Below are 2231 nucleotides of genomic sequence, written 5' to 3'. Positions count from 1 at the left end.
GGGGACAATGGGTCCCGACCATGAGCATGTGTTCGTGCGTGGCACAGACGGCAACGCTTACCACAAGTACTGGCAGCTGACTACCGAACCTGTCGGCGAGGTTTCGTTCGCCGTGAGCGAGTGCGCCTTCGGCTGGACTGCGGCCTACCGCCAGTCCGGAACCCACGTCACGGTACGGATCCAACTCAATCCCGACACGGGAATCACCGCGGCGACGATGAATACGCTCCGAACCAACTGGCGCAATGGAATTCTCGCCGCGTGGGGTGACCGGTTCGATTGCCGTGCGCCCAACGGGGGTCGGCAACGCCTGACATTCGATGTCCAGTGGGTCGCGTCGAACGCACACCATGTGGTGCGGGTTCGCCCCGGCCCTGACCGCTCTAACATGACGCTTTGGGATACCAGCGACACGGGCAATGTGGCGGCACACGAGTTCGGCCACATGCTCGGCCACCCCGACGAGTACGCTGATGCGGCCTGCCCCAGCAGAAATCCGGTCAGCACCGGCACCGTGATGGACGACAACACTGAGACCGTCGCCCGTCTTTATAACCGCATCTGCGCATTCCACGGTGGCGGTCATGCACCGGTTGCCGGTGCAGCGCAAGAACCGGGCGAGAAGGCTTCCCAGTTAGGCTCCAGAATGCTGATCGAGAACATGAAGCCCGCGCGACGTGCGCAGATCCTCGGTCACCTCCGGGCCATCGCGGACGCCCAGGAGGTCGCAGACGGTGAGTCCGCCGCCGAGGTCACCTTCGAGCTCAGTGGAGGTGCGCCCGGCGAGAGGTACACGTACCGGATCGGTGTCAGCGCCGACGGTTCAGCTCACCGCCGGGTCGTCGACGAGTTGCGCACCCCGACGGCGAAGGACGCGTTCGAAGACAGAGGAGATGACGTCGACGCGACAGTTCCACGTGATCTCGCCACGCGCGTGTTCGCGGCCGCCCGGGATACCGGCCTGCTCGACGACGAGGCCCCGTCGGTCCTGCCGCAAGGCAGCAAATTGGTCCCCGACAGCATGATTGCGGTGATCACGGTACGTGATGGTGATGCGATCCGACGCATTTGGTTACCCGCCGGAGGACAGGCCGACGCGTCGATCGTCTTCGACGAAGAAGCCGCAGACGTGCCTTTCAACACGCCAATGCAGCTGCCCGCTCGATCGGTTCAGGCCCTGCAGCCGCTACTCGACGCACTCAGTGCGGTTGAGGAAGCACTTTGACGCGACTGACGTCACGCCTGCGGGTCGCCAGGAGCGAACCCCTCGAGAGGCAGCGCACGACTCCCCCCGGGTCCTTCGTCACCGCGAGACCACCGCCTTGGCGAAGGCCTCCGGATCTTGGTCGTGCGCCAGGTGCCCGACGTTCGGGATCACCACCGTGCGAAGGTCCGGCCGGCGCTGACTGAACCGATGATGGATACGGTGCAGCCATTGCGGACTCTGGTCACCCAGGATCCAGGTCATCGGAACCGGTGCGGCGGCGACGGCCCGGGTCGCGACATATTCGACGGAGACGCCGAAAGGATGCGGGTCGAACTCGACCAGCACCGGTTCCACGTTGCGCCGCATCCCCTCCCGGACCCGGTCAGCAGCGAGGTCGTAGGCATTACCGCCGGACCGCAGCGAGTAGACGGACCGGAAGAACTCCTCGCCCGCCTCGGTTCGGCGGCCGCGCAACTGCTGCCATTTCACCCGGGTCGTGGCAGCGAATACCGCCCTGTCGCCGAGGCGCACGTTGTGGAACGGCGGTTCGATGACGCAGAGGCTGCGCATTCGTGAGGAGTCTGCGGCCGCGAGCGCCATTGCCACGTTTCCGCCGGAGCTCCAGCCCACGACATGAGCGGGGCGGTCGCAGACTTGCTCGAGCAGCGCAGCCAGATCATTCGTGTGGATGCGATAGTCGCGGACCGGCCGATGCGTCGAACGCCCGTACCCGCGGCGGTCGTAGGTGATCACCTGATGATCGGCGGCGAGCAGATCGAGGACCGGATCCCAGGTCGTAGCGTCTGCGCCCGTGCCGTGGACCAGCACCAGCGGCTCGCCGCTGCCGCGCACGTCGTATTGCAGTGCGCAACCCGGTAACTCGACGATGGACATGCTCACCCCCGGCGGTGCGATCCCGACTAACGCATGTCGACGCTGCCACAGTGTCAGCGGTGACGCCGAGAGATCGGCCGAATCGTGCATCCGTCCTCGCGATCGCAAAGGTTCAGCCGCCGATGACGTG

General features: G+C 65.6%; 2 protein-coding genes. One reads left to right on the top strand and one right to left on the bottom strand.

The window, feature by feature from the left end; all coding sequences use genetic code 11:
* On the top strand, positions 1-1225 hold a 1225-nt coding region (locus Q2100_RS30410), incomplete at its 5' end, for a hypothetical protein (RefSeq protein WP_302917009.1).
* A 78-nt stretch (positions 1226-1303) separates the two neighbouring features.
* Here Q2100_RS30410 and Q2100_RS30405 read toward each other — a convergent pair.
* Entirely contained in the window at positions 1304-2101 is a 798-nt protein-coding gene (locus Q2100_RS30405) for an alpha/beta fold hydrolase (protein WP_302917008.1), read from the bottom strand.
* Between the last annotated feature and the right edge of the window lie 130 nt (positions 2102-2231).

Source organism: Mycolicibacterium arseniciresistens, assembly GCF_030519285.1.
GTDB classification, from domain to species: domain Bacteria; phylum Actinomycetota; class Actinomycetes; order Mycobacteriales; family Mycobacteriaceae; genus Mycobacterium; species Mycobacterium arseniciresistens.
This window is presented reverse-complemented; position numbering and strand designations above follow the sequence as displayed.